The organism is Variovorax sp. Soil_C_19, assembly GCF_057657255.1.
Genome location: NZ_JBDGIV010000017.1, coordinates 13851 through 38709, shown reverse-complemented (window position 1 = coordinate 38709; position 24859 = coordinate 13851). Strand labels below are relative to the sequence as shown.

At 69.9% G+C, this 24859-nt stretch carries 23 protein-coding genes; 12 read left to right on the top strand and 11 right to left on the bottom strand.

All coding sequences use genetic code 11. From position 1 onward, the window contains the following. Positions 1–19: 19 nt before the first annotated feature. From AC3A6R_RS23810 to AC3A6R_RS23790, 5 genes are all read right to left on the bottom strand, one after another. On the bottom strand, positions 20–1687 hold the full coding sequence (locus tag AC3A6R_RS23810) for an AMP-binding protein (RefSeq protein ID WP_487862951.1): 1668 nt from the start codon (positions 1685–1687) through the stop codon (positions 20–22). Between the two features lie 163 nt (positions 1688–1850). Then, the gene (locus AC3A6R_RS23805) at positions 1851–2573 is read right to left on the bottom strand and encodes a GntR family transcriptional regulator (RefSeq protein ID WP_487862952.1); all 723 of its coding nucleotides are present in this window, start codon (positions 2571–2573) and stop codon (positions 1851–1853) included. Between the two features lie 72 nt (positions 2574–2645). Then, on the bottom strand, positions 2646–3464 hold the full coding sequence (locus tag AC3A6R_RS23800; RefSeq protein WP_487862953.1) for an enoyl-CoA hydratase: 819 nt from the start codon (positions 3462–3464) through the stop codon (positions 2646–2648). A gap of 17 nt (positions 3465–3481) precedes the next feature. Then, entirely contained in the window at positions 3482–4252 is a 771-nt protein-coding gene (locus AC3A6R_RS23795) for an SDR family NAD(P)-dependent oxidoreductase (RefSeq protein ID WP_487862954.1), read from the bottom strand. A 13-nt stretch (positions 4253–4265) separates the two neighbouring features. Then, positions 4266–6290: a CoA transferase gene (locus AC3A6R_RS23790; RefSeq protein ID WP_487865797.1), complete on the bottom strand. Its 2025-nt coding sequence runs from the start codon at positions 6288–6290 to the stop codon at positions 4266–4268. Positions 6291–6383: 93 nt separating this feature from the next. Between AC3A6R_RS23790 and AC3A6R_RS23785 the strand changes: the two genes are divergently transcribed. From AC3A6R_RS23785 to AC3A6R_RS23770, 4 genes are all read left to right on the top strand, one after another. Then, complete coding sequence (locus AC3A6R_RS23785) at positions 6384–7202, top strand: VOC family protein (RefSeq protein WP_487865796.1); 819 nt, start codon at positions 6384–6386, stop codon at positions 7200–7202. A 13-nt stretch (positions 7203–7215) separates the two neighbouring features. Further along, a complete protein-coding gene (locus tag AC3A6R_RS23780) occupies positions 7216–8412 on the top strand; it encodes an acyl-CoA dehydrogenase family protein (protein WP_487865795.1) in 1197 nt (398 codons plus the stop codon). 9 nt (positions 8413–8421) lie between these two features. Then, the gene (locus AC3A6R_RS23775) at positions 8422–8883 is read left to right on the top strand and encodes a DUF1810 domain-containing protein (RefSeq protein WP_487862959.1); all 462 of its coding nucleotides are present in this window, start codon (positions 8422–8424) and stop codon (positions 8881–8883) included. A 122-nt stretch (positions 8884–9005) separates the two neighbouring features. After that, positions 9006–10055, top strand: coding sequence for an SDR family oxidoreductase (locus AC3A6R_RS23770; RefSeq protein WP_487865794.1), 1050 nt, complete (start codon positions 9006–9008; stop codon positions 10053–10055). Here AC3A6R_RS23770 and AC3A6R_RS23765 read toward each other — a convergent pair. The 6 genes from AC3A6R_RS23765 to AC3A6R_RS23740 form a co-directional block, all read right to left on the bottom strand. Beyond that, entirely contained in the window at positions 10044–10250 is a 207-nt protein-coding gene (locus AC3A6R_RS23765) for a DUF3606 domain-containing protein (RefSeq protein WP_487862961.1), read from the bottom strand. The genes AC3A6R_RS23770 and AC3A6R_RS23765 overlap by 12 nt on opposite strands. Positions 10251–10342: 92 nt before the next feature. Then, entirely contained in the window at positions 10343–11215 is an 873-nt protein-coding gene (locus AC3A6R_RS23760) for an SDR family oxidoreductase (RefSeq protein WP_487865793.1), read from the bottom strand. A 158-nt stretch (positions 11216–11373) separates the two neighbouring features. Then, the gene (locus AC3A6R_RS23755; RefSeq protein WP_487865792.1) at positions 11374–11856 is read right to left on the bottom strand and encodes a surface-adhesin E family protein; all 483 of its coding nucleotides are present in this window, start codon (positions 11854–11856) and stop codon (positions 11374–11376) included. A 74-nt stretch (positions 11857–11930) separates the two neighbouring features. Further along, on the bottom strand, positions 11931–12668 hold the full coding sequence (locus tag AC3A6R_RS23750; RefSeq protein WP_487865791.1) for a response regulator transcription factor: 738 nt from the start codon (positions 12666–12668) through the stop codon (positions 11931–11933). Then, the gene (locus AC3A6R_RS23745; RefSeq protein WP_487865790.1) at positions 12665–14776 is read right to left on the bottom strand and encodes a sensor histidine kinase; all 2112 of its coding nucleotides are present in this window, start codon (positions 14774–14776) and stop codon (positions 12665–12667) included. Before AC3A6R_RS23745 ends, AC3A6R_RS23750 begins: the two co-directional genes overlap by 4 nt. Positions 14777–14914: 138 nt before the next feature. Continuing rightward, positions 14915–16954, bottom strand: a complete 2040-nt coding sequence (locus AC3A6R_RS23740; RefSeq protein WP_487865789.1) for a helix-turn-helix domain-containing protein — start codon at positions 16952–16954, stop codon at positions 14915–14917. Positions 16955–17114: 160 nt separating this feature from the next. On the opposite strand from AC3A6R_RS23740, the gene AC3A6R_RS23735 reads away from it, so the two are divergent. From AC3A6R_RS23735 to AC3A6R_RS23700, 8 genes are read left to right on the top strand one after another with little or no spacing between them, the layout of a single operon-like run. Then, on the top strand, positions 17115–17906 hold the full coding sequence (locus tag AC3A6R_RS23735; protein ID WP_487865788.1) for an SDR family oxidoreductase: 792 nt from the start codon (positions 17115–17117) through the stop codon (positions 17904–17906). A 41-nt stretch (positions 17907–17947) separates the two neighbouring features. After that, entirely contained in the window at positions 17948–19231 is a 1284-nt protein-coding gene (locus AC3A6R_RS23730) for a branched-chain amino acid ABC transporter substrate-binding protein (protein WP_487865787.1), read from the top strand. Next, positions 19204–20145, top strand: coding sequence for a branched-chain amino acid ABC transporter permease (locus AC3A6R_RS23725; protein ID WP_487865786.1), 942 nt, complete (start codon positions 19204–19206; stop codon positions 20143–20145). Before AC3A6R_RS23730 ends, AC3A6R_RS23725 begins: the two co-directional genes overlap by 28 nt. Before the next feature lie 4 nt (positions 20146–20149). Continuing rightward, a complete protein-coding gene (locus tag AC3A6R_RS23720; RefSeq protein WP_487865785.1) occupies positions 20150–21433 on the top strand; it encodes a branched-chain amino acid ABC transporter permease in 1284 nt (427 codons plus the stop codon). Then, positions 21430–22188, top strand: a complete 759-nt coding sequence (locus AC3A6R_RS23715; protein WP_487865784.1) for an ABC transporter ATP-binding protein — start codon at positions 21430–21432, stop codon at positions 22186–22188. Before AC3A6R_RS23720 ends, AC3A6R_RS23715 begins: the two co-directional genes overlap by 4 nt. Then, complete coding sequence (locus AC3A6R_RS23710) at positions 22185–22919, top strand: ABC transporter ATP-binding protein (RefSeq protein ID WP_487865783.1); 735 nt, start codon at positions 22185–22187, stop codon at positions 22917–22919. Before AC3A6R_RS23715 ends, AC3A6R_RS23710 begins: the two co-directional genes overlap by 4 nt. A gap of 45 nt (positions 22920–22964) precedes the next feature. Beyond that, the gene (gene kce, locus AC3A6R_RS23705) at positions 22965–23906 is read left to right on the top strand and encodes a 3,5-dioxohexanoate:acetyl-CoA acetone transferase (protein WP_487865782.1); all 942 of its coding nucleotides are present in this window, start codon (positions 22965–22967) and stop codon (positions 23904–23906) included. A 34-nt stretch (positions 23907–23940) separates the two neighbouring features. Next, a complete protein-coding gene (locus AC3A6R_RS23700) occupies positions 23941–24843 on the top strand; it encodes an SDR family NAD(P)-dependent oxidoreductase (protein WP_487865781.1) in 903 nt (300 codons plus the stop codon). The last annotated feature ends 16 nt before the right edge of the window (positions 24844–24859 follow it).

Here is a 24859-nt window from a genome sequence, read left to right as displayed (position 1 = left end):
CGCACCGCGCGGCGGGTCATCAGTTCAGCGCCATCGGCGATGGACCGCCCGCCTCCCGCAGCATGCGCCGCAGCACCTTGCCGTTTTCGGACGACGGCAGGCCGCTGCGGAAGATCACGCTGCGCGGCACCTTGTAGTGCGACATGTGCTGCAGGCACCATTCGATGATCTTCTGGTCGGCGCGGTCCTTGGTCTGGCCGGCACGCACGCGCGCGGCGGCCTCGTCCTTCAGCACCACGTAGGCCTGCACCGCCTCGCCGCGATCGGGGTCGGGCAGCCCGACCACCGCGGCCTGGCGCACGTCGGGGTGCATGCCGAGGATCGCCTCGACCTCCTCCGGGAACACGCTGTAGCTCCAGACCTTGATCATCTCCTTGGTGCGCCCGAGGAAGGTGAGGTAGCCCTCCTCGTCGACCACGCCCACGTCGCCGGTGCGCAGCCAGCCGTCCTTCAGCATCGCCTCGGTGGCCTCGCGCTGCAGCCAGTAGCCCTTGTAGCGGATCGGCCCGCGCAGCAGGATCTCTCCGCGTTGGCCCGGCGGCAGGTCGCGCCCGGTCTCGAGGTCGACGATGCGCAGTTCGACGCCCGGCGCAGGCTTGCCGTTGGTGCCCCACTTGATGGCGTCGGACGGCATCAGCGTGTCGCAGGTGTGGGTTTCGCTCAGGCCGTAGCCGGCCTCGTACACCAGGCAGCCGTTGGCGAAGCGGCTCCAGCGCGCGGCCAGCGCCTGCGACAGCGGCACGCCGAAGCTCGTGCCCACGGTGGTGCGCAGGGTCGACAGGTCGTAGCTCGCCGCATCGTCGCAGGCCATGACCGAAGGCAGCGACGGCGCCATCGTGTACCACCAGGTCACCTTGCAGGCTTCGATAGCCTGCAGCACCGCGGTGGCGTCGAAGCGGTTGAGCAGCACCACGGTGGCACCGGCGTACACGGGCAGCGCGAGGCCCGTCATCATTCCCGAGATGTGGTGCAGCGCCACCTCGGCCAGCATCACGTCGCCGGCGCCGACGCCGAAGCTGTCGGCGCTCACGGCCGTCTTGTAGAGCGCGCATTCGTAGCTGATCATCGCGCCCTTGGGCAGCCCGGTGCTGCCCGAGGTGTAGGCCATCAGCGCCACGTCGTCCATCGCGATGGTGTCGGGCGGCTCGAACGGGCCGGCCGCGGCGAGCGCATCTGCGAAGTCGATGGTGCAGGCCGGCAGCGGCGGTGCGCCCTCGTGCGGCAGGCGCAGGCAGGGCGGCACGTCCATGGCCAGCGTAGCGGGCAGCATGGCGCCGCTGCGCACCGCGTAGACGTGCGCCACGGTGCGCATCGCATGCGAGCCGAGCACCACCTTGAGCAGCTCCTCGCCCGCGACGATGGCGCTCGCGTCGAGTTCGCTGAGCTGGTGCTCGAGCTCGTAGGCCTGCGCGTCGGGGTTGCAGGGGCTGACGATGGCGCCGAGCTTCTGCACGCCGAAGTGCGCGATCAGGTACTGCGGGCAGTTGTGCAGGAACAGCGCCACCACGTCGCCCTGCCCGATGCCCCGGTCGCGCAGGCTTTGCGCAAAGCGGTCGCTCAGGTCGTCGAGTTCGGCCCACGAGATCTTGCGGCCGTACCAGATCACGGCGGCCTTGTCGGGCGTGCGGCGCGCGTGCAGCCGCAGGTACTCGTGCAGCGGCCGGTGGCCGTGGCGGTAGGCGATCATGCTGGGTTGTCTCCGAGTCGGTCTGCTCGTCCGGGTGGCACCTGCGCGAGGGCCCCGGTTTGTGCACCATCATGCGGCGACGCGCCCGCCGCGGCAAGGCATGCCGATGAATATTCGGCATGCACATCCATCCGCGCGCTGCATGGAGCGCGCTGCGGATTGTTCAGGCCGCCTGGCCCGCTGCCGCCTTTTGTTTTGCAGGCACGCGGGGCGCCTCTTCTTCGGCGCTGCGCTCGCGCAGGTAGGCCAGGATCGGCGCCGTGGTGCGGTCGATCTCGTCGTGGATGCCGCGCCGCGCCACGTCGCCGTCGCGCTTGCGCAGGCCGCGCAATACCATCAACTGCGGATGCTGCTTGCGCGGCTGGCCGAGCGCATGGGTCTGCAGCGCCTTCATGAGAGGGCCGCACTGCAGCCACAGGCCCTCGACCATGCGCTGCAGCACGGGCATGCGCGCGAGCGCATACACCTCCATGTGGAAGCGCTCGGCCTCGAGCAGCTCGCCCGCGGTGTCGCCGGCCTCGCGCAGCGCGGCCATGCGCTCGTGGATGGCTTCGAGCCGCTTCACGTCTTCGGTGCCGGTGCGCGGCGCGGCGCGCGCGGCGGCCTCGCCCTCGAGCATCAGCCGCAGCGTGCGCACCTCGGCAAAGCGCTCCTCGCTCATCACGGGCACGCGCACCGAATGGTGGCCGACCTGTTCGAGCGCCTGTTCGGAAATCAGCCGGGCCAGGGCCTCGCGCACCGGCGTCGGGCTGATGCCCATCTCGGCCGCGAGGTCGCGCAGCTTGAGCTTCTCGCCCGGCGCAAAGCGGCCCGCCTTGAGGTCGCGGCAGAGGCGGTTGTAGGCCTGCGCGTTGAGGCTGTCGCGCGTGAGGGGGGTGTCTTCCATGGCGTATGGGTCGGCACGCAGCACGCGCGCCTTTCAGAAAATAGCGTATATGTTATGTCGTCTCGGGTGCGGTCAGCGGCCGGTGAAGGCCGGCGGGCGCTTCTCGAGGAAATGCGCCACGCCTTCGCGGAAATCTTCGCTCAAGAACGAAGCCTGCATCTCCTCGTCGGCGCGGCGCCATGCGGTGTCGAGGTCCTGGAACAGGCTGTCGTACACTTGGCGCTTGATCACGCCGATCGAGCGCGGCGATGCGTTCTGCGTCATCTCGCGCGCCATCGCCTGCACCTGGGCAAGGAAGCCTTGCGCGGGCAGCGGCTTCACGAGCCCCAGCGCCGCGGCCTCGGCCGTCACGACGGTGCGGCCCGACAGCAGCAGGTCGAGCGCGTTCGTCGGCCCGACCAGCCTCGGCAGCATCCACGAGATACCGTGCTCCGCGATCAGGCCGCGCTTGGCGAAGGCGGTGGTGAGCTTCTGGCCTTCGGCCATGTAGCGGAAGTCGCAGAACACCGCCATGCACAGCCCGATGCCCGCGATCGGCCCATTGATGGCCGCGAAGATCGGCTTGCGCACGCGCAGCAGGTAGCTGAAGCGCCAGGCGTAGTTGGCCTCTATGCCGCCTTCGGGCGGCGCCGCGGGCGCGGTGGCTGCATCGCCGACGTCGGCCCCCGCCGCCCCCGCCTCGAGGATGTCCATGTCGGCGCCCGCGCAGAAGCCGCGCCCCGCGCCCGTGACCACGATCGCGCGCACCGCATCGTCGACCTCGGCCGTCGCCACCGCCTGGCGGAACTCGCTTTCCATGCGGTGCGTCCATGCGTTGAGCTTGTCGGGGCGGTTCAGCGTGAGCGTGAGCACGTGGTCTTCGGTGGCGATGCGGATGTCCTGGTAGGTCATGTCTTTAACTCCCTGCGTCAAGCCTCGCCGCCGATGGTGGCGCCGCCGTCGATCACGATCGTGGTGCCGGTGATGAAGCGCCCTGCGTCGGAGCCCAGCAGCAGCGCCGCGCCCGCAATGTCCTCCGGGTCGCCGATGGCATTGAGCGGGCTCGACGCGAGCGCGGCGGCCAGCGTCTTCGGGTTGTCCCAGAGCGCCTTCGCGAAGTCGGTCTTGATCAGCCCGGGCGCGATGCAGTTGGTGCGCACGCCCTGCTTGCCCCATTCGAGCGCCAGGTTGCGCGCCAGCTGCATGTCGGCCGCCTTCGAGATCGCATAGGCGCCGAGCACGCGTGAGCCCGTGAGCCCCGCGATCGAGCTGATAATGACGATCGAGCCGCCGCCGCGCTCGGCCATGCCTGGCGCCACGCGGTTCACCAGCCACAGGTTGGAGCGGATGTTGACGTCCATCACCTTAGAGAAAGCCTCGTCGCTGATGCCCGACATCGGGCCGTAGTACGGATTGACCGCCGCGTTGCACACCAGCACGTCGACCGGCCCGAAGGCCGCCTCGGTGCGGTCGACCAGCGCGGCCACCTGCTCCTTGCTCGAGATGTTGCAGGGGATCGCCGTGGCCTCGAGCCCCTCGCCGCGCAGCTCGGCCACCAGGGCCTCGCAGGCGTCGGCCTTGCGGCTGGTCACGACGACGCGGGCGCCCGCGCGGGCATAGGCGATGGCGATTGCGCGGCCGATGCCGCGCGACGAGCCGGTGACGATGGCAGTCTTGCCCTTGAGCGAAAAGCGGTCCATGCGGGTGTCTCCTTCAGCGGTTGACGAACTTCGGTGCGCGCTTCTCGACGAAGGCGTGCGCCGCTTCCTGGTGGTCTTCGGTCATGCCGCAGCGGATGTGGCGGATGGCCTCGTGGTCGAGCGCCTGCGCCAGCGTGGCGCCCTGCTCGGCCGCGTTCAGGTTGGCCTTGATGTGGCCGAGCGTGATCGACGGACCGTCGGCCAGCTGCTGCGCGAGCGCGCGGCCCGCGGCGTCGAGCTCGGCGTCGGGCACCACGCGCGTGACCAGCCCCATCTGCAGCGCCTCGTCGGCCTTCACCACCGGCGACAGCAACGCGAAGGCGCGCGCACGCGGGCCCAGCAGCTTGGTCAGGAAGTAGGTGCTGCCGAAGTCGCCCGACAGCCCCACCTTGGCGAACGCCGAGGTGAGCTTGGCGGTGTCGCTCGCCAGCAGCAGGTCGCAGGCGAGCGCGAGCGACAGGCCCGCCCCCGCGGCCGCGCCGCGCACCACGGCGACGGTGGGCTTGGGCATCTCGTGCAGCAGCCGCGCGCATTCCATGTGCTCGCGCAGCTGCAAGGTGCGCGATTCGAGCGTGTGGCGCGTGGCGTCGTCCTCGGCCATCGCCTTCACGTCGCCACCGGCGCAGAACGCGCGGCCCGCGCCGGTCAGCACGACGGCGCGCACCGCCGTGTCGACCGCCGCGCGGCGCAGCGCCGCGAGCAGCGCCTCGGTCATCGGCACGGTCAGCGCATTGAGGCGCTCGGGCCGGTTCATCGTGAGCGTGAGCACGCCGTGCTCGAAATGTTCGACGAGCTCCTGGGTGGTGGCCATAAGGGTTTGTCTCCTGTCTGAAGTGTGGTTTGCAGTGATGAATTTCAGAGCGCCGCCGGCATGCAGCGCGCGCACGCGCTCTTCGCCCCAGCCGAGCCATTCGCGCAGCACCTCGTCGCCATGCGCGCCCACCGCGGGCATCGCGCTGCGGATCGCGAGCGGCGTGTCCGAGAGGTGGATGGTCACGCCCTGCACCGGCACCGAGGTGGCGCCGAACGGAATGTCGGCGATCGCGCCGCGATGGCGCAGCTGCGGGTTGTCGACCACCTCGTCGATGGTCGCGACCTTGGCGCAGGGCACGCCTTCGGCCTCGAGCCGCGCCACGATCTCGTCGGCCTCGTGCTGCAGCATCCATTCGGCGACCAGGCCTTCGGCCGCATCGCGGTGCGCGAGGCGCGAGGCCATCGAGGCAAAGCGCGAATCGTCCAGCAGCGCCGGCGCCTTCATCGCGCGCACCACGCGCGGGAACATGTTGTCGTCGCCGCCGACCATCAGGACGTAGCGGCCGTCGCGCGTGGCGAAGGTGTTCGACGGCGCCACGAAGCGGTCGCGGTTGCCCACGCGCGTCATCGTGGTGCCGAAGAGCTTCTGCTGCGGAATGGCCGTCATGAGCATCGAGGCGGCGCTCTCGAGCAGCGACACGTCGACCAGCTGGCCCTTGCCCGAGGCATGCCGCGCGTTGAGCGCCGCGAGGATGCCGAGCGCGGCGTACATGCCCGTGGTGTAGTCGCACATGAACGAGCCGAGCATGGTGGGCGGCCCGTCGGCGGCGCCCGTCAGGTCCATGAGGCCGCTCATCGCCTGCGCCACGCCGTCGAAGCACTGCTTGTTCGCAAGCGGCCCGTCCTGCCCGAAGCCCGAGATCCGCGCCATCACGAGCCCCGGGTTGAGCGCGTGCACCGTCTCCCAGCCCAGGCCCATGCGCTCCATCGTGCCGGGTCGAAAGTTCTCGACCAGCACGTCGGCCTGCGTGACCAGCTCGCGCAGCACGCACTGCCCGTCGGCGTGGCGCAGGTCGATCGCGAGGCTCTTCTTGTTGCGATTGACCACGAAGCTGTAGAGGCTCTGCCCTTCCACCGCCGGCAGCGCGCGGCGCGCGTATTCGCCTTCGCCGGGCGGCTCGATCTTGACCACCTCGGCACCCATGTCGCCGAGCATCATGGCGCAGTAGGGTCCCGCGATGAAGCGCGAGAGGTCGAGCACGCGCAGTCCGGCAAGCGATGTCATGGGTGGCCTTGTCTCCGTAGATTTTGTATTTGTTATATCATATTCAAAACCATGGCATTCCGGGCATCCGGAGCAATAAGGAGACAGGCCTCGATGACGAACACCCCGCCCGCACCGCCAACCGAACGCTACCTGCGCCTGCGCCAGCTCTGCCTGGTCGCGCGTGAACTGGCCCCGGTCGAACAAGACCTTTGCGCGGTGTTCGACGTGCGCGTGTGCCACCGTGACCCGGAGGTCGGCCAGTTCGGCTTGCACAACGCGCTCATGCCCTTCGGTAGCAGCTTCGTCGAGGTGGTGGCGCCGCTCGCCGAAGGCACCGCCGCCGGGCGCTACCTGGAGCGTCGCCGCGGCGACGGCGGCTACATGGTCATTCTCGACAGCGACGCCCTGCCGCGTTGGCGTGCGCACGTGGCCGAGGTCGGCGTGCGCATCGCCGCGCCGCTCGCGCTCGGCGACTACGAAGGCATGCAGCTGCATCCGCGCGACACCGGCGGTGCGCTGCTCGAGATCAACACCACGTTGAACGGCGCCGACCTGCAGGGCGCGTACTGGCCGGCGGGCCCGCACTGGCGCGAGGAGGTGCAGCGCACGCGCGTCGTCGGCATCTCGGGTGCGGTGCTCCAGTCCGACGATGCGGCCGCGCTCGCCGAACGCTGGGGGCGCATCCTCGCACGGCCCGTCACGCGCAGCGCCGACGACGCGGCCGGCTGGGAGGTCGGCGTGGACAACGCCACGCTGCACTTCGTGCGCGCGGACGACGGCCGCGGCGAAGGCCTGCGCGGCATCGTGGTCGATGCGCGCGACCCCGACGCGATCCGCGCCGCGGCCCGCGCACGCGGACTGCGCGCCGACGTGCACGGCGTGCATGTCGGCGGCGTGCACTTCATCCTGCGCCCGATCACCACCGACTGAGAGGAGACACCCGATGGACCTGGCCTTCACCCCCGCGGAACGCGCCTTTGCCGACGAGGTGCGTGCCTTCATCCAGAGCAACCTGCCGCCCGACATCGCGCGCCGCGTGGCGCACGACCTGCACCTGCAGCGCGAGGACTTCATGCGCTGGCAGCAGATCCTCGGGCGCCGCGACTGGCATGCCTACACCTGGCCCGTGTCGCAGGGCGGCCCCGGCTGGAGCGCGACGCAGCGCTACATCTTCGAGACCATCAGCGCCGAACTCGACTGCCCGACGATCCAGCCCTTCGGCCCGCGCATGGTCGGCCCGGTGATCTTCAATTTCGGCAGCGAGGCGCAGAAGGCGCAGCACCTGCCGGGCATCCGTGACTCCACCGTGTGGTGGTGCCAGGGCTATTCGGAACCGGCCTCGGGCTCGGACCTCGCCTCGCTCGCCGCCCGCGCCGAGGACCGTGGCGACCACTACCTCGTCAACGGCCAGAAGATCTGGACCTCGTACGCGCACTATGCCGACTGGATGTTCTGCCTGGTGCGCACCCGCCGCGAGGCGAAGGCGCAGCACGGCATCTCGTTCCTGCTGATCGACATGAAGACGCCGGGCATCGTGGTGCAGCCGATCCCCATGCTCGAAGGGACGCATTCGTTCAACGCCGTATTCCTCACCGACGTGAAGGTGCCCAAGGCCAACCTCGTCGGCGAGGAGGGCCAGGGCTGGACGTACGCCAAGTTCCTGCTCGAGCACGAGCGCGTCGAAAACTCCAACATCGGCTTCTCCACCTTCGCGATGCGCCGGCTGCACCGCATCGCTTCGGCCACCCTGCACCGCGGCCGGCCGCTCATCGAAGACCCGGTGTTCCGCGCCAAGGTGTCGGCCACCGAGGCACAGCTGAAGGCGCTCGAGATGACCACGCTGCGTGCGCTGTCGAGCATGGGCAGCGGCAGCTCGCCCGGGGCGGGTCTGGCATCGGCGCTCAAGATCCGTGGCACCGAAATCGGCCAGCGCATCACCGAGCTGGTCTTCGAGGCGGCCGGCCCCGAGAGCCAGGTGCTCGATGCGGCCGAGGCCCGCGGCGACGGCGATCTCGACGGCCTCGGTGCGAGCCTGCATGGCGCGGCGCCCAACTACTTCTGGCGCCGTGCGATGTCGATCTACGGCGGCAGCAACGAGATCCAGCGCAACATCATCGCCAAACGGGAGCTGGGGTTGTAAGCTGGCGCCATGGCATCGGGCACCTGGGACCTCGAACGCTTCGTGGCGGCGCAGGCGCCCGTCTGGGCGCAGGTTTGCGCCGAGCTCGCCGCGGGGCGCAAACAGAGCCATTGGATGTGGTTCGTCTTTCCGCAACTGCGCGCCCTCGGCCGCAGCGCCACCGCCAGGTTCTTCGGGCTCGAAGATGCGGACGAGGCCGCCGCCTACTGGGCGCACCCGCTGCTCTCGCAGAGCCTGCGGCAGTGCGCGCAGATGGTGCTCGCCATCGAGGGCCGGAGCGCGCACGCGGTCTTCGGTTCGCCCGACGATCTGAAGCTGCGTTCGTGCATGACGCTGTTCGAGGCGGTCGCACCCGGCGAGCCGGTGTTCCGCGATGTGCTCTCGCGCTTCTACGAGGACGTGCGGGACCCGGCCACGCTAGAACTTCTCGGGCGAGACGATGCGGCGCGGCTTCAGCCGCCCGCGGCGTAGCCCTTCGCCCTTGTCCGACCCGCACTCGGGCGGCCGGCGTGCAAGCGGCCGCCGGCGCAGCGCCGAGCATGCCGGATCAGGCCGGCGTCGAGCCTTGCCGGCCATTGTAGGAGACCTCGCCCATGTCAGCCGATAACCCCACGTCTGCCGAACCCACCCGCCATCCCGCCGCGCCGCTGCGCGGCAAGACCATCGTCCTTACCGGTGCCTCCAGCGGGATCGGCCATGCGGCCGCGCTCGCGTTCGCCGCCCAGGGCGCCTCGCTGGTGCTCGCGGCGCGCGCATCGGGCGCGCTGCAGTCCGTGGCCGATGCCTGCGTGGCGCTCGGCGCGCCCGCGGTGGCGGTGCCCACCGACGTAACCGATGCCACGGCCGTGGCGGAACTCGCGCGCACCGCGATCCTGCGCTTCGGCCGCGTCGACGTGTGGATCAACAACGTAGGCGTCGGCGCGGTGGGCCGGTTCGAGGACACGCCGATGGACGCCCATCGGCGCGTGATCGAGACCAACCTGCTCGGCCACATCCACGGCGCGCACGCGATCGTGCCGCACTTCCGGGCGCGCCGCAGCGGCACGCTCATCAACATGATCTCGATCGGCGGCTGGGTGTCGGCGCCGTTCGCCACCGCGTACAGCGCCAGCAAGTTCGGGCTGCGCGGGTTCTCGGAAGCGCTGCGCGCCGAGCTGCGCGACATGCCGCAGGTGCATGTCTGCGAGGTGTTCCCCACCTTCGTCGACAGCCCCGGCATGGCGCATGGCGCCAACTACACCGGCCGCAGTGTGGGGCCGCCGCCGCCGATGGTCGATCCTCGCCGCGTGGCCGACGCGCTGGTCGAACTGGCCGGCGCCACGCGGCCGCGTCGGCGCACCTACATCGGCGCGCCGGCGCGCCTGGGCATCCTGGCGCACGCGCTCGCGCCCGACCTGCTGGCGCGCTCGATGCGCTGGCTCACGCAAACGCTGCAGCGGCGCGCGCAGCCCGTGGCGCCGAGCGACGGCAACCTGCTCGATGCCTCGCGCGGGCATGCGATCGACGGCGGCTTCCGCGCCGCATCGAAGCCGGCGACCAAGGCGACGACACTCGGCCTCGCCGGCGCAACACTGGTGCTGCTGGCCGTCGCGGTCCGCTCGGGGCGCCGCCGGCGCAACGCGCGGCGGCCCTCAGCTCTTTGAGGCGGTGCGCTCGGCGTTGGTGGTGCTGCGCGAGCCCTTGAGGTGCAGCTCGATGTCGGAGGCCTTGGTGCCGACGACGCCGATCGCCTCTTGCACCTGCTCGGGCGTGGCGTCGAGCTTCTTCGCCAACGCCTCGATGGCCGCGCTGTCATCGGCGTTGACGGTCTGGGGAGTGGTCGTGTCTTGCGGGTTCATGGCTCCAGGCTAAGGGCGCCACAGGCACGCCGCGTCGGCCTGCGGCGTGGTGCGCCGTAGGAATAGCGGAGACCTGCGCGACGCGGCCCGTTTCAGATGAACGGCACCCCGCCCGTGACCGGGATCGTCGCGCCCGAGATGTAGCTGCCCTCATCGGACGCCAGCAGCACATAGACGGCCTGCAGCTCGCGCGGCTGGCCGGGCCGCTTCATCGGCGTCTGCGAACCGAATTCCTTCACCTTCTCGGGCGGCATCGTCGAGGGGATCAGCGGCGTCCAGAACGGACCGGGCGCGACGCAGTTCACCCGGATGCCCTTGTCTGCCAGCAGTTGGGCCATGCCGCCCGACATGTTCTGGATCGCGCCCTTGGTCGCCGCGTAGGCCACGAGGGTCGCGTTCGGCTTGTCGGCGTTGACCGAGGCGGTGCTGATGATCGCGCTGCCGGGTTTCATGTGCGGCACCGCGGCCTTGCAAAGGAAAAAGTTCGCATAGACGTTGGTGCGGAAGGTGCGCTCGAACTCCTCGGCCGATATCTCGTCGAGGGATGCGTGCGACATCTGGAAGGCCGCGTTGTTGACCAGCACGTCGAGCCCGCCAAGGCGTTCGACCGTCTGCTGCACCAGGTGCCGGCAGTGCGCCTCGTCGCGGATGTCGCCCGGCAGGGCCAGGCAGCGCCGGCCGGCGGCCTCCACGACGCGCACAGTGACCTGCGCATCCGACTCTTCCTCGGGCAGGTAGGAGATCGCCACGTCGGCGCCTTCGCGGGCGAAGGCCAGCGCGACCGCTCGGCCGATGCCGCTGTCGCCGCCGGTCACGAGTGCCGCCTTACCCGCGAGCTTGCCCGAACCGACGTACGAGTCCTCGCCGAAATCCGGCGCCGGCGTCATGGCGGATTCGAGGCCCGGCGGCTGCTGCGCGGGCGTGGGAAGGGGTGGCTTCGGACTTGCGTCCTTGGGATGGGTCATCGGTGAGGCTCCTGGGCAAGAGAGAGAAAGAGGCACGGCATGGCGCCGGCCGGTCCCTCAGGTTGGCGCCGCGCTTCGACCGGTGCGTAGGCGCCGAGCGCATGGCCGCGTCGTCTGGCGCTGAACCCCGCGCCCGCGATGCCCGGAAACCGCCCCCTTCAAGGCCCCGTGCGGCATGCCGCGCGCACGAGGCGCGCCGTCGGATTCGGCGACATTTCGGCGAAACGCATGGGCCGCGGCGAATCGGTGTAGTCGGCTTCGTGATGGGAAGCACCACGCCACAGCGGCTCGGCGTAGTAGCGCGCCTGCACGTAGGCCGCGCTCTTCCCACTGCAGTCGAACACCACGCGCGATTCGTAGGAGCGATAGGGAATGCCGTCCCAGTTGTAGCGCGGAGCCGAGCGGTTCACCCGCACGGCGAGCTCGATGTCGCCCTCGGAGCGTGCGGCGCCCTGCTTCACACCGCTCAGGTCGACCTGCACCGTGTCGGCGGACCGGTCGAGCGGATCGCCCGCAACGGTGAACCACGCCGGCTCGGCCGCGGCCAGGCCGCAACCCATCGCCAGGCTCGCCAGACTTCCCGCCAGACGCCATTGCCTCACGCTGCTCTCCTCGTCTTCGGGCAGGTCCGCGGACGACATGTCTGCGATATCCCCACCGTCCCGGGTGGCGACTTTACCGAACATTGGCGACGCAGGCCGCCGGGCGATGCGCTTCAGGGCTCGATGCGCACGGCGCCCTGGAAGCTGTAGCCCTCCCCCCGCACCGCGACGATCGGCACCCGCTGCCCGCACGCCTGTTCGGCCTTGCGGCGCAGCCGGGACACGGTGACGTCGAGATTTCGCTCGTAGGCTTCCAGATCCGGGCGCCCCATGGCGGCGAGCAATGCAGTCCGGTCGACCACTTCGCCGGGCCGTTCGACCAGGCTCTGCACGAGCCGCGCTTCGGAGCTCGACAGCTGCACGCGCTGGCCGTCCGGGGCCAGCAGGCCCCAGCTGCCACCCTGATAGCGCCATGGCGCGAGCGTGCCCGCGTCCAGCGCCGGATCGCCCTCGCGCGCGCCCCGGCTTTCCTGGCTGCGCTGGCGCAGGTTCTGCAGCACCATCTCCAACTCCCGCAGATTCACCGGCTTGACGAGGTAGTAGTCGGCGCCCAGGCCCAGCCCTCGCAGGCGGTCATGCGCCATGCCGCGGGCGGTGAGCATCACGATGCGCATGGCGCTGACTGCGCGCAGCCGTGCGAGCACCGTGAACCCGTCTGCCCCGGGCAGGTTGACGTCGCACACCGCCGTGTCGAAGTCGTGGCGCGCCAGCTCGGCCTCGACCTCCTCGGCGCTCGCCAGCCCGCGCGCGAACATCCCCACGCCGCCGAGATAGCGCACGAGCGTGTCGCGCAGGTCGTCGTCGTCCTCAATGACGAGCACGCGGGTGGCCGGTGCAGGCTGCTGCTTCATGCCATCGCCCATTGCTTCTCGATCTGATGTTCGTTGTCCGCCGTGCAAAGCGGCAGCGAGAAGGTCAGAACAGCGCCGCCACCGGGCCGGTTGGCGGCGACCGCATCCCCGGCATGCAGCTTCGCGATGCGGTGCACCATGTGCAGGCCGAGGCCGATGCCCGGCACGCGCCGAACGCTTGCCGCGCGGTAGAAGCGCTCGAAGACGTGCGGCAGGTCCTGCGGCATGAAGCCCGGCCCCTCGTCACAGACCCGGATGCACATGCCGGGCGCGGCCAGGCCCGCTGCTGCCTGCCCCGGGGCTTCGGTTTCCGGCCCGGCCCACACCAACACCGGCGCATCGGCGGGGCCGTACTTGATCGCGTTGGCCAGCAGGTTGTCCAGCGCGATGTGCAGCAGCGTTTCGTCGGCCAGCACGCGCATACGGGGCTGCCACAGTTCCAGCGCAATGCGTCCGCCGCCTGCACCGGCGTTGTGCTCCTCGACCTTCTCGCGCAGCAGCCCGGCCACGTCGACGGGTGCGAGGCACATGTTCTCGGTGCTCGCCTCGAGCCACTCGTCGGCCAGCAGCGTGTCCACCAGGTCGCCCATGCGCAGCACGGTGCGCGAGATCTTGGCCGCCTCGCTCTTCACGTCGCCGCGCGGCAGCGCGAGCCGGTCGTCGGAGAGGATCTGCGCGGCGCCGCCGATGGTGCCCAGCGGCGTGCGGAATTCATGGGACACCATGGCCAGCAACCCGCGCTGCTCGCGCAGCGCCTGGGCCAGCTGGCCGTGGGTCTGCCGGTGCTGGGCGACTTCCTCGCGAAGGTCGTGCGTGCGCTCGAGCACGCTCTGCTCCAGCCGCTCGCCGTGCCGCCGCGACAGCGCGAGCGCCCGGCGCTCCCGATGGCGCACGCGCCAGCCCAGCGCGAAGAACAGCGCGAGGATGTGAACGATGGCGCCGACCGCGTAGCTGTACTGCGTGGCCAGCGTGAAGGGAAGCCATTGCAGGTTCTTGGCGAAATGAAGCATGCCCACCGCCAGGTAGACCGCGTACCCGATCATGCCGGGCCAGGCCGCGGTGTTGCGGCGCAGCAGCACGGCGCACAGTGCGACGGCAAAGACCGCGAACGCCACCCACGCGAGGTTGAGGCCCGGCGCGATGAGCCCGTACCAGCCGGCCGCGGCCATCACGCAGGCCACGCCACCGGCGGCGATCAGCACCTTGAACACGCGGTCCAGGCGCGGAAACTGATGCGCCATGTCGAGCAGGCTGCGGGAAAAGGCGACGGCGGCCATGGTATGCAGGCACAACGACACGCTGTGCAGGCGCACCGCGATCAATGGATGGTTCGGAAACCACCGTGTGGACTGCAGGTTCTCCGAGGTCCAGAACAGCAGCGCGAGCGTGAGGAGATAGCCCGCATAGCCGATGAAGCGGCGCTCCGGCAGCGCGACACCCATCATCAGGCTGACCAGCGCCATCAGGAAGACCATGCCGATCGCCGCGCCCGACGCAAACGTGATCTCCCGCTGCACCGCTGCCACTTCGGGCAGCGGCGAGACGCCACCGATCAGGCTCAGCGCCCGGTCGCCGGCCAGACGCACCCAGGCCCAGTGCGGCTCGGCATCCGGCAGCGCAGGCAGGCGCACCACGCCCAGCGTCCAAGGCAGTTCGCGCAGCGCACCGGCACGCATGCCGCCGAGCTCGCGGTGCACGAGGCCGCTGTTGCCGCCGTCCTCTTGCGCCGCCGGCAGCCACACGTCGACGTAGTCCGCATACGGTGCGCCCAGCCGCAGCCACCAGCCGCCCTGCAGCGGCTCGGCCAGTTCATCGGGACTGGCCTGGACCTGGAAGCGCACCCACCATGCACCGCTCGAATAGCCGCCGTTCAGGCCGCCCGGCAGTTGCTCGAACTGCTGCGCATAAGGCGGCGATGCCAGCTGCTGCTGCGTCAGGCGCCCGGTTCGGTCGTGATAGGCCTCGAGCCGTCCTTCGAAGTTGCGCTCGGCCGCGTGCAGCGTCGCGTCCAGCCTCAGGGGCCGGATGTCGGCCCGGCTCGGGACGGCAAACAAGACCAGCACAAGCCATGCGAGCACGGCCATCGAACGAACAACGATCGGGCTCATCAGGGCGATACGGTAATGCGGCGAAGGGGCGGACACGGAGGCGATGCGCCCGGATACTACAGACCCGCCGCGCGACGGCCGCCGGCCGGTCCTTCATCGGAACGACCGATTATGTGAGGCGCCGGCGCACAGCGCACCTTACGGAATCTTGCATTCGAGGTCGGGGCGCGCGGCTTCGGACGCAGGCAGCGCCGTCCCCAGCCGCCACAGCCGCAGCGCCATGTGGATCTCGAGCGCACGGCTTGCGCTGCCCCAGTGCCCCAACAGCTCCTCGATCGTCGCAAGCCGCTGGCGCACGGTGTTGACGTGGATGGCCATGCGCGCCGCAGTGGACTTGGCATTCTGGTTGCAGTCGAAGTAGGCCAGCAGCGTCGCGGTCAGCTCCGAGCCGCGCTTTCGGTCGTGCGTCATCACCGCCCCGATGGTCGCGTCGAGAAAGGCATTGAGGCTCGCCTGGTCGTGCGTCTCGAACAGCACCGAGTAGAGCGCCATCTCGTTCTGCCCGACGATGCTGCCGCGCATGCCAAGGCGCCCGAGCACCGTTAAAGCGCGCCGCAGCGCCGCATAGAGCGCAGGCAGTTCGGCCGGCGACTGCACGGGCCGCGAGAGCACGCCACGGTAGGCGTCGCCGAGCTCGCTGCGCGCGAACGCCGTGACCTCGGCGAGCACATCCTGCGCGCGCGTTGCGCCGCACACCAGCGCCAGCACGCCGTCGACCTCGTCGAGCACATGCGCGAAGCGTGGCGAGGTGCCCGCACGCAGGCGGCGAGCCCAGAAGCCCGGCCGCGGTTCGGCCATTTCCACCAGCAGCAGCGACACGGGCTGCGACAGGTCGAGGCCGAAGCGCTCGGCCCGGTCGCGCGTCACCGCCGGCTCGTCCTGCCGCGGCGAAACCAGCGTGCGCAGCAGCGCCGAGACCTCGCGGCTCTTGCCGGCCTCGACGCGCTCCTGCGACAGCAGCACGATGCCGATGACGCTCGAGCTGCGCTCGAAGGTCCGCAGCGACACCTCGCGCAGGTCCTCGTGGCGGAACAGCAGCACGGCGCCCAGCACGTCGTCGCCGCCGAGCACCGCGATCACGCGGCACAGCTCGCCGCCTGCTGAAAATGCCACAGCCGAGCGGCCGGCGCGGCGGCTCTCTCGCAGCGCCTTCGCCAGCGCCGCGCTGTTTCCATCGTGCGGCGCGTAGTCGTCGGCTGCGCTGCCCGCATAGCCCGCCGCACGCCCGCGGCCGATGACCTGGAAGGCCTCGTCGAGCACCAGCACGCTGCCGTCGAGCAACTGCGCGACCGACTGGCACAGCGCGCCGAGCGAAGCACCCTGCGCCAGCAGCGAGGTCAGCTGCTCGTGCGCCTCGGCGGCGCCCTGCACGTCGCGCACGTGCCGCTCCAGCTCGCTGCGCGCGAGGTCGGCTTTTTCGAGCGCTTCCTTCGACGCGGCGAAGGCCTTGGCGTTGTTGATCGCCACCGCCGCATGGGTGGCGAGCGTGCAGAGGATCGAAACGTTGAGCGCGGTGTGCGTGCGGTGGTAGCGGTCGGCCACGAAGAGCAGCCCGATCACGTTGTCGTCGCAGATCAGCGGCGCGCCCACCAGCGCGGCCACGCCCTCGTCGCGGAAGGTGTCGTCGAGCTTCGGGTCGTGCACGAAGCGGTTGTCGTGCAGGTAGTCGGGCGTGAAGAACGGCAGCCGCGTGGACATCACCACGCCCGCGACGCCGAGGTTCCGGCCCGCGGTCATCTGGCCGGTGCGCTGCGAGATCGCGCCGTCGGCCACCACCACCTGGAACTCGCCGCTGTCTTTGTCGTAGATGGTGAGCCAGCACAGGTGCGAACCCATGAGGTTGCGCGCGCGCACGACGATCGCCTTTAGCAGGCCGGTGAGGTCGAGGCGGCTCGACAGGTCCTGCGCCGATTCGATCACCGCGAGCATGCCGCGCTCGCGGTGCTCGTGCACCTCGAGCCGGTTGCGCAGCGCCATCGCCATGCGCACCAGCTCGACGAGCCCGGTCTTGCGCTGCAGCGCGTCCGGCAGCGCCTCGACGCGTGCGAGCCGCGCCGCGAACTCCTCGGCCGGCGCATTCCGGTGCAACAGGCCGACGAGCTCGGCGGCGATCTCGTCGGTGGCGGCGGCAGGGGTCGGCGCCACGCTGCGCGGCCGTTCGGAAGGGGGGAGTGACATAGGGCCGCGAAGGCTAGCAGAAGCGCGGGGCGATGCCCATGGGTCCGAGCCCCAGGCCGGCGATCACATCGCGACGCGGCCGCCAGTGTGCGCGACGCACATAGGCGCGCGCGCTGCGTTTTCCGACACTGCACGGCATCGCACAGACACCACAAAAACCATGAGCATCATCGATTCACTGCGTCCTCCGCCCGGCCTGCGCGTGCTGGTCAGCGCAGGCGCATCGGGCCTCGGCGCGGCCGTGGCCCTGGCCTTTCGCGAGACGGGGGCGCGCGTGCATGTCTGCGACATCGACCGCTCGGCGCTCGACCGGCTCGCGCGCGAGGCGCCCGAAATCACCGCGAGCGTGGCCGATGCCTCGGTGGCCGGGGACGTCGACCGCGTCTTCGACGACGTGCAGGGCGCGCTCGGCGGGCTCGACGTGCTGGTCAACAACGTCGGCATCGCGGGGCCCACCGGGCCCATCCACGAGCTGCGGCGCGGCGACTGGGAGCGCACCGTCGCGGTCAACCTGAACAGCCAGTTCTACTTCTCCAACCGGGCCGTGCCGCTGCTCAAGCGCTCCACGATGAACCCGAGCCTGATCGCGATGAGTTCGGTCGCGGGCCGGCTCGGCTATGCATTCCGCACGCCCTATGCGGCCACCAAGTGGGCCATCGTCGGGCTCATGAAGTCGCTCGCGATCGAGCTCGGGCCGCACGGGGTGCGGGTCAACGCGATCCTTCCGGGCACCGTCGAGGGCGACCGCATGAACAGCGTGATCGGCGCGCGCGCCGCCAACGCCGGCGTCTCGGTGGAGGCGATGCGCTCGGAGTACCTGCAGAAGATCTCGCTGCGCCGCATGGTCACTGCCGACGACGTGGCAGCGATGGCGCTCTTCCTCTGCTCGCCCGCGGCACGCAACCTGAGCGGCCAAGCCATCAGCGTCGACGGGAACATGGAATACCTCTGAGCCCCGCCTTCCTTCACTTACCAACAAGCATGGAGACATCAATGCACAAACTCAAAGCAACCCTCACGTCCGGCCTCGCCTGCGCGCTCGGCTTCTTCGCCTCCGGCGCCGCATCGGCCGCGCCCGTCAAGGTCGGCGTGCTCGAAACGCTGTCGGGCCCGCAGGCCTCGTCGGGCCAGGCTTACCGCACAGCCGTGCGCTTCGCCGTCGACCAGATCAATGCGGCCGGTGGCTGGAACGGCGAGCCGGTGCAGTTGCTCGAGTACGACAACCAGGGCGGCCCCGCGGGCGCCGCCGACAAGCTCAAGGCCGCGGCCGCCGACGGCGTGCACCTGATCGTGCAGGGCGCCTCTTCGGCCATCGGCGGGCAGATCACCGAGGACGTGCGCAAGCACAACCTGCGCAATCCGGGCGAGGAGATGATCTACATCAACGTCGGTGCCGAAGCGCTCGAGCTCACCGGCGAGAAGTGCAACTTCCACCACTTCCGCTTCAGCGGCGACGCGCAGATCCGCACCAAGGCGCTGGTCGCAGCGATGAAGCAGGCCGACGCGCTCGGCACCCGCGTGTACTCGATCAACCAGAACTACTCCTGGGGCCAGGACATGGAGCGCGCGATTGCCGACAACGCGGCGGCCGGCGGCTACCAGGTGGTCGAGAAGACGCTGCACGACGTCAACAAGGTGCAGGACTTCGCGCCCTACGTCGCGAAGATCAGCGGCGCGAAGGCCGACTCGGTCATCACCGGCAACTGGTCCAACGACCTGCTGCTGCTGATGAAGGCCTCGAAGTCGGCGGGCCTGAAGGTGCGCTTCGGCACCGTCTTCCTCGACCAGCCGGGCAACATCGCGAACGCGGGCGAGCTCGCGGCGGGACATTTCGTGGCGCACACCTTCAATGCCGAGGCCGCCGGCCCGGAGGGCGAGCGTTTCGTCGCCGACTACAAGGCCAAGACCGGCCATGCGCCCGCCTTCGTCGAGCCGCAGACCGTGTTCGGCATGGCCATGGTGGCCGATGCACTCAAACGCACTGCGCCCGTGAACGGCAGGCTCAACGTGAACGCGCTGGCGCGCGCGATCGAGACCGCGAAGGTCATGACCCCGATGGGCGAGATGCGCATGCGCGCCGCCGACCACCAGGCGCTGCTGCCGATCGTGGTGTCGACCGTGGCCAAGGACGCGCGCTACAAGGTCGACGGCACCGACATGGGCTTCAAGCCGGTCAAGCGCTTCACGGCCGAGGAAGCCTCGACGCCCGCACAGTCCAGCTGCGCGATGAAGCATCCCGCCTTAGGCCCATGGACCAGCTCATCGTCTCCCTCATGAACGGCGTGGTCTACGGGCTGCTGCTGTTCATGGTGTCGGCCGGCCTCACGCTCATCTTCGGGATGATGGGCGTGCTGAACTTCGCGCATGCATCGTTCTACATGCTCGGCGCCTATTTCGCGTACACGCTGCAGGGCACCATCGGCTTCTGGGGCGCGGTGGTTGCCGCACCGATTCTCGTCGGCCTGATCGGCGTGGTGGTCGAGCGCTTCCTCCTGCGGCGCGTCCACCACCATGGCCATGCGCACGAGCTGCTGCTGACCTTCGGTCTGTCGTTCATCATTGCCGAGACGATCAAGCTGTTCTTCGGCAACTTTCCGGTCGACTACCGCATCCCGGCCGCGCTCGACGTGCCGGCCTTCAGCATCGGCGGCGCGCAGTACCCGGCCTACCGGCTGCTGATGGGCGGCGTGGCCATCGCGATGTTCGCCGCGATCTACCTGCTGCTCACGCGCACGCGCGTCGGCATCGTGGTGCGCTCGGCGATCCACAGGCCGCGCATGGCCGAGGCGCTGGGCCACAACGTGCCACTCGTCTTCATGGGCGTGTTCGGCGTGGGCGCCGGACTCGCCGGCCTGGCGGGCGCGGTGGCCGGCGCGTTCTACACCACCAACCCCAACATGGCGCTCGAACTCGGCGTGATGGTGTTCGTGGTGGTGGTGGTCGGCGGCCTCGGCTCGCTCGGCGGCGCGATGCTGGCGTCGCTGCTGATCGGCGTGGTCACTTCCCTGGCCGTGGGCGTCGACTACAGCCTGGCCGACCTGTTCGCGCTATCGGGTTCGGGCGACTGGGCGCGCGGCGTCGGCGGCCTGATGACGCTCAAGCTCTCGAGCCTGTCGGCCACGATCCCGTTCGCCTTGATGCTGCTGATCCTTCTGGTGCGGCCGAGCGGGCTCATGGGCGAGAAGGGCTGATGCGATGAAGACCGCCTTCGCCCTCGTCGCGGCCGGTGTCGCGCTGCTGGCCGCCCTGCCCTTCCTGCTTTCGCAGGGCCTGCTCAACGCGGCCGTGCAGATGCTGATCGCCGCGCTGTTCGCGAGCGCCTACAACCTGCTGTGCGGACAGGCCGGCATGCTGTCGTTCGGCCACGCGGCCTACTTCGGCGTCGGCGCGTTCGGCACGGTGCACGCGATGAACGCGCTCGGCGGCGCCGGGTTGCTGCCGACGCCACTGATGCCGCTGGCCGGCGCGGTCTGCGGCCTCGCCTTCGGCACCGTGGCCGGCTGGTTCGCCACCCAGCGCAGCGGCACCTACTTCGCGATGATCACGCTCGCCATCGCCGAGCTGGTGCATTCGCTCGCACCGCACCTCAAGGGGCTGTTCGGCGGCGAGGCCGGCATGTCGACCATGCGCATGCCGGCCTGGGGCCTGGACTTCGGATCGACCACGCAGGTCTACTACCTGGCGCTCGGCTGGGTGCTGCTGTCGCTCGCGCTGCTCTACCTCTACACGCGCACGCCGCTCGGCCGGCTCACCTACGGGCTGCGCGAGAACAGCCACCGGCTGCGCTTCCTCGGCTACAACGTGCACGGCCTCGGCACCGGGGTGTTCGCGATCTCGGCGATGTTCTCTGGCATCGCGGGCGGCCTGCAGGTGCTGTCCAACGAATCGGCGAACTACGTGGTGTTCGACCCCGCGCTGTCGGCCGCGGTGGTGCTCAACACCTACATCGGCGGGGTCAAGGTGTTCCTGGGTCCGGCCTTCGGCGCGGCGCTCATGACCTTCTTCGGCTATGCGGTGTCGGACCTCACGCGCTCGTGGCTGCTCTACCAGGGCATCCTGTTCGTGGGGGTGATGCTGTTCATGCCTTCGGGTTTGGCGGGCTTGGTCGGCAGCAGTGCGCGCCTGCGCCAGCGCTTCGGCTGGGGCCGGCTGCTGCCGCTCGCGCTGCTGTCGCTCGGCGCGGCGCTGCTGGTGGCCGCGGGCGCCACCTTCGCGATCGAGATGCTGCAGCGCGCGTTCTCGCAGGACTACCGTGCGCTCGCCAACCTGCAGCCCGGCCAGGCATGGCCGCCCATCGCGTACCTGGGCCGCGCCTGGGCACCGGCATCGGCCGCGACCTGGGCCGTGCCGCTCGGGCTGGCCGCTGTCGGCGCGCTGCTGGCGCAGATGGCGCGGCTGCGCTTCAGGGCGCTTGCGCAGGCGGAATCCGCCGCGCCACCCTCCGAAACCCTGGCCGCACGCACCGGAGGTCTCGCATGAGTGCCGACGCGATCCTGTGCATCCGCAACCTGCGCAAGTCCTTCGGCCCGACCGAAATCATGCGCGGCGTCGACCTTGATTTGCGGCCCGCCGAGCGGCATGCGCTGATCGGCCCCAACGGCGCGGGCAAGTCCACGCTGTTCCACCTGGTCTCGGGGCATCTCGCGCCGAGCGCGGGCGAGATCGTCTTCGACGGCCAGCAGATCGGCGGGCGCACGCCGCAGGCGATCAACCGGCTCGGCATTGCGCGCTCGTTCCAGATCACCAACATCTTTCCGAAGCTCAGCGTGTACGAGAACATCCGCCTCGCCGTCATGCGCCGCCACGGGCTGCAGTACGTATTCTGGCAGTTCATCGACGGCCACCGCGCGATCCGCACCGAGACCGAGCGCCTGCTCGAACTGGTGCGACTCACTGCCCGCGCCGCGACGACCGCGGGCGAGATGGCCTATTCCGAACAGCGCTCGCTCGAGATCGCGATGACGCTGGCTTCCGACCCGAAGGTGGTGCTGCTCGACGAGCCGATGGCCGGCATGTCGGGCGAAGAGACGCACTACACGGCCGAGCTGATCCGCGAGGTGACGAAGGGCCGCGCGCTGATGATCGTGGAGCACGACATGGACGTGGTGTTCGCGCTCAGCGACCGTATCAGCGTGCTGGTGTACGGCCAGGTGATCGCCACCGGCACGCCGGCCGAGATCCGCGCCGACGCGCGCGTGAGGGAAGCGTATCTCGGCGAGGAGGTCGCAGCATGAGCACGCCTTCCGCGCCTGCCGCCGACACGCTGCTCGCGGTGCGCGACCTGCACGTCCACTACGGCAAGAGCCACGTGCTGCACGGTGTCGACCTGCATGTCGCGCGCAACGAGGTGATCAGCCTGCTGGGGCGCAACGGGACCGGGCGCTCCACCACGCTGAAAGCGATCATGGGCCTGGTCCCGCCCTCGTCCGGCAGCGTCCGGCTCGCAGGCCGCGAGCTGGCCGGCGCGCGGCCCTATGCGGTCTGCCGCGCAGGCATCGGCTACGTGCCCGAGGAGCGCGAGGTGTTCGCCAACCTCACGGTCGACGAGAACCTGCGCATGGGCGAGCAGCCGCCCACGGCCGGCGCGCACCGCTGGAGCGTCGCGCAGATGTTCGACTACTTCCCGCGGCTCAAGGAACGGCGCAACACCATGGCCGGCAGCATGTCGGGCGGCGAGCAGCAGATGCTCACCATTTGCCGCTCGCTGCTCAGCAATCCGCAGCTGATGCTGATCGACGAGCCCACCGAGGGCCTCGCGCCCAAGATCGTGGCGCAGGTCGGCGAGTGCATCGCCGACATGCACCGCAAGGGGCTGTCGGTGGTGCTGGTGGAGCAGAAGCTCGCCATCGCACTCAAGGTCTCGACGCGCGTGTGCGTCATGGGCCACGGCCGCATCGTCTTCGAGGGCACGCCCGAGGCGCTGACCTCGGACCGGCAGCTCGTGGCCGACTGGCTCGCGGTTTGACGCCGCGGCCTCTTTCTCCGCACTCCCCATCCAACGACAACATCCATGGCAAGAACCCAAGACAAGGTCATCATCTCCTGTGCCGTCACGGGCTCGGTCCACACGCCGACCATGTCCGAGCACCTCGCGCTCACGCCCGACCAGATCGCCGAGCAGTCGATCGAGGCCGCCGAAGCGGGCGCTGCGATCCTGCACCTGCATGCGCGCGACCCGCGCGACGGGCGCCCGTCGGCCGACCCGAAGGTGTTCGACCAGTTCGTGCCGCGCATCAAGGCCGCGACCGACGCGGTGATCAACATCACCACCGGCGGCAGCACCCGCATGACACTCGAGGAGCGCCTGGCCTACCCGCTGCAGGCCAAGCCCGAGATGTGCTCGCTCAACATGGGGTCGATGAACTTCTCGATCCATCCGGCGGCGCGACGCGTCGCGGCCTGGAAGCACGACTGGGAGCAGCCCTACGTCGAGGGCATGGAAGACCTGATCTTCCGCAACACCTTCCGTGACATCAAGCACATCCTGCGCGTGCTCGGCGACGAGTGCGGCACCCGCTTCGAGTTCGAGTGCTACGACGTGGGCCATCTCTACAACCTCGCGCACTTCGTCGACGAAGGCCTGGTCAAGGGGCCGCTCTTCATCCAGAGCATCTACGGCATCCTCGGCGGGCTCGGCCCCGACCCCGAGAACCTGGTGACGATGCGCAGCACCGCCGACCGGCTGTTCGGCCGCGACGGCTACCGCTTCTCGATCCTCGGCGCGGGCCGCCACCAGATGCCGCTTTTGACGATGGGCGCGGTGATGGGCGGCAACGTGCGCGTCGGCCTCGAGGACAGCCTCTACATCGCCAAGGGCCAGTTGGCGCGCTCGTGCGCGGAGCAGGTGCGCAAGATCCGCCGCATCCTCGAGGAACTCTCGCTCGAGATCGCGACGCCCGACGAGGCGCGCGCCATGCTCGGCCTCAAGGGGCGCGACGCGGTCGCGTTCTGACCTCTCATCCCCATTCTCTCGATCAGGAGAATCCATGAAGAAGCTATTGGATGGCCGCGTGGCCATCGTCACCGGGGCCGGCAGCGGCCTGGGCCGCGCGCATGCCCTCGCACTCGCACAGCACGGCGCGCGCGTCGTGGTCAACGACGTCGCGGGCAGCCACCCGGGCTCACCCGCGCAGGCCGTGGTCGAAGAGATCGCACGCGCCGGCGGCACGGCCTTGGCCGACGGCGGGGACGTGACCGACTTCGCCGCCATGCAGGCCATGGCCGCGCGCACCGTCGAGGCATGGGGTCGCATCGACATCCTCGTCAACAACGCGGGCGTGCTGCGCGATCGCAGCTTCTCGAAGATGTCGCTCGACGATTTCCGACTGGTGATGGACGTGCACTTGATGGGGAGCGTGCACTGCACCAAGGCGGTGTGGGAAACCATGCGCGCGCAGCGCCATGGCCGCATCGTGATGACCACCTCTTCCTCGGGCCTCTACGGCAACTTCGGCCAGTCGAACTACAGCGCGGCCAAGATGGCGCTCGTAGGGCTCATGCAGACGCTCGCGCTCGAAGGCGCACGCCACGGCGTGCGCGTGAACTGCCTCGCCCCCACCGCCGCCACGGCCATGACCGAAGGCGTGCTTCTGCCCGAGGCGCTGGCGCGGCTGCAGCCGGCCTGGGTGAGCCCCGCGCTGGTGGCGCTGGTGGGCGACGACGCGCCCACGCGCACCATCCTGCTCGCGGGCGCCGGCAGCTTCGAGAGCGCCCACGTCACGATGACCGAAGGCATCTTCGTCGACGGATCGAACGGCGTGGCCGAGCAGGTCATCGCGCGCATGGACGAGGTCTGCGAGCGCCGCGGCGAGCGCGTGCCCGGCACCGGCTTCGAACAGTACCAGCACGAGCTCGCCAAGGCCGGCTTCGACGTGCCGCTGCCGCACTGATCAGGGTTTACGCGGC

What these genes read in the sequence shown, in the direction of transcription:
- AC3A6R_RS23735 (WP_487865788.1), top strand. Translation starts at nt 17,115, where the DNA reads ATGAGCATCATCGATTCACTGCGTCCTCCGCCCGGCCTGCGCGTGCTG.
- AC3A6R_RS23795 (WP_487862954.1), bottom strand. Translation starts at nt 4,252, where the DNA reads ATGGACCGCTTTTCGCTCAAGGGCAAGACTGCCATCGTCACCGGCTCG.
- AC3A6R_RS23800 (WP_487862953.1), bottom strand. Translation starts at nt 3,464, where the DNA reads ATGACCTACCAGGACATCCGCATCGCCACCGAAGACCACGTGCTCACG.
- AC3A6R_RS23715 (WP_487865784.1), top strand. Translation starts at nt 21,430, where the DNA reads ATGAGTGCCGACGCGATCCTGTGCATCCGCAACCTGCGCAAGTCCTTC.
- AC3A6R_RS23730 (WP_487865787.1), top strand. Translation starts at nt 17,948, where the DNA reads ATGCACAAACTCAAAGCAACCCTCACGTCCGGCCTCGCCTGCGCGCTC.
- kce (WP_487865782.1), top strand. Translation starts at nt 22,965, where the DNA reads ATGGCAAGAACCCAAGACAAGGTCATCATCTCCTGTGCCGTCACGGGC.
- AC3A6R_RS23785 (WP_487865796.1), top strand. Translation starts at nt 6,384, where the DNA reads ATGACGAACACCCCGCCCGCACCGCCAACCGAACGCTACCTGCGCCTG.
- AC3A6R_RS23805 (WP_487862952.1), bottom strand. Translation starts at nt 2,573, where the DNA reads ATGGAAGACACCCCCCTCACGCGCGACAGCCTCAACGCGCAGGCCTAC.
- AC3A6R_RS23725 (WP_487865786.1), top strand. Translation starts at nt 19,204, where the DNA reads ATGGACCAGCTCATCGTCTCCCTCATGAACGGCGTGGTCTACGGGCTG.
- AC3A6R_RS23780 (WP_487865795.1), top strand. Translation starts at nt 7,216, where the DNA reads ATGGACCTGGCCTTCACCCCCGCGGAACGCGCCTTTGCCGACGAGGTG.
- AC3A6R_RS23720 (WP_487865785.1), top strand. Translation starts at nt 20,150, where the DNA reads ATGAAGACCGCCTTCGCCCTCGTCGCGGCCGGTGTCGCGCTGCTGGCC.
- AC3A6R_RS23740 (WP_487865789.1), bottom strand. Translation starts at nt 16,954, where the DNA reads ATGTCACTCCCCCCTTCCGAACGGCCGCGCAGCGTGGCGCCGACCCCT.
- AC3A6R_RS23810 (WP_487862951.1), bottom strand. Translation starts at nt 1,687, where the DNA reads ATGATCGCCTACCGCCACGGCCACCGGCCGCTGCACGAGTACCTGCGG.
- AC3A6R_RS23775 (WP_487862959.1), top strand. Translation starts at nt 8,422, where the DNA reads ATGGCATCGGGCACCTGGGACCTCGAACGCTTCGTGGCGGCGCAGGCG.
- AC3A6R_RS23710 (WP_487865783.1), top strand. Translation starts at nt 22,185, where the DNA reads ATGAGCACGCCTTCCGCGCCTGCCGCCGACACGCTGCTCGCGGTGCGC.
- AC3A6R_RS23770 (WP_487865794.1), top strand. Translation starts at nt 9,006, where the DNA reads ATGTCAGCCGATAACCCCACGTCTGCCGAACCCACCCGCCATCCCGCC.
- AC3A6R_RS23755 (WP_487865792.1), bottom strand. Translation starts at nt 11,856, where the DNA reads ATGTCGTCCGCGGACCTGCCCGAAGACGAGGAGAGCAGCGTGAGGCAA.
- AC3A6R_RS23790 (WP_487865797.1), bottom strand. Translation starts at nt 6,290, where the DNA reads ATGACATCGCTTGCCGGACTGCGCGTGCTCGACCTCTCGCGCTTCATC.
- AC3A6R_RS23765 (WP_487862961.1), bottom strand. Translation starts at nt 10,250, where the DNA reads ATGAACCCGCAAGACACGACCACTCCCCAGACCGTCAACGCCGATGAC.
- AC3A6R_RS23700 (WP_487865781.1), top strand. Translation starts at nt 23,941, where the DNA reads ATGAAGAAGCTATTGGATGGCCGCGTGGCCATCGTCACCGGGGCCGGC.
- AC3A6R_RS23750 (WP_487865791.1), bottom strand. Translation starts at nt 12,668, where the DNA reads ATGAAGCAGCAGCCTGCACCGGCCACCCGCGTGCTCGTCATTGAGGAC.
- AC3A6R_RS23745 (WP_487865790.1), bottom strand. Translation starts at nt 14,776, where the DNA reads ATGAGCCCGATCGTTGTTCGTTCGATGGCCGTGCTCGCATGGCTTGTG.
- AC3A6R_RS23760 (WP_487865793.1), bottom strand. Translation starts at nt 11,215, where the DNA reads ATGACCCATCCCAAGGACGCAAGTCCGAAGCCACCCCTTCCCACGCCC.